Annotated in this window: 1 protein-coding gene and 1 pseudogene; both read right to left on the reverse strand. The window is 45.1% G+C overall.

The features are described from left to right. Positions 1-833 (reverse strand): glycosyltransferase (locus AC2VE5_RS28235; protein ID WP_486890812.1); only part of this gene is annotated, 833 nt, incomplete at its 3' end. Further along, a pseudogene (locus AC2VE5_RS28240) lies at positions 811-1,091 on the reverse strand (hypothetical protein); the annotation flags it as partial. The pseudogene AC2VE5_RS28240 and the gene AC2VE5_RS28235, both read right to left, overlap by 23 nt.

Genomic DNA, 1,091 nt, shown 5'->3' on the forward strand with positions numbered 1-1,091 from the left:
AACGCAAACGCTTTATTATAGAGAGCTTCCAGTAAATCGTTGTCAGGCTTAATAATTTGTACAACCCGATCTTTGAGATGAAACTCATCAACGAGTGCTTCTAAATCAGCATTTAAAGGAGTTCCAGCAAATACAAGCTGACCATTCCACTTGTGCTTAATTTTGCTGAAAATCCTTATGACCCCATCACGGTTCTTGCGTTTTAGACTTGACCCAACGTGCAGAATGAAGGGTTTATCAAGATCAAAGTTTCGTAACTTTGCAAGTCTAAATGAAACTTCTTCAGAAACTAATCTTTGATAGTTATAATTTAATCCGAGCAATACCAGTCTGATATTTTTGGGAGATAAGGTTCCTTTAGTCAACCGTTCTAGATCCTGCTTTGTGTAGGAGGAGTCACAGGCAGCCATCTGAGCACGCTGCAGGCCACTGAGAATCCAACGCTGCAAAATTTTCCCGGTTGGCGAAGCAGGACAATCTGTATCTTCCCCTAGACCGCCACGCAGAGCAAGTAAATCATGACACGTCACTAAATGAGGTACAGCTTGCAAATACTTTGTGTAAAAAGCATTGGAGTGATCACAAATATGGACCACCTCTGCCCAACGGGCTGCTCGACGCAGTTGAGCCGGAAAAACTAAAAATTTATCCAGATAGCCCAACCACTTACCTATCCCTGTGGCAGAAGGTTTGAGGCGACCAAAGAAAAAGGTGGGCTGGAGTAAACGCACCTCATGACCTAGCTGGCTTAAGCCAACGTCCAGCATCTTGGCAAAACGCTGCATACTTTCCTGTTGATCTGGCAGATAGTTACCGATGAGCAACACTTTCATGAAGCTGTGGAGGAGAAGTAGAAACAACAGGAATTATACTTGTACGCCGCGCTGCCAGACATAAGCCAGCCCCCAATACTGTAAATCCAATGTCGGAGGTGCGGCTAAACTGAGCTAAGACAAGTAAGTAAGCACAGGCTCCCCAAAGCAGTAGCGGCAGAATTTTGCCAGAGGCTGCCCGCTTCAGGCAAAGCCAGCCCATCCAACCAGCAATAAAGACTCGAAAAAAAATGTAGAGAAGCCCCAAAATCGGACCAC

This window comes from Aliterella sp. E5.1 (assembly GCF_057473825.1).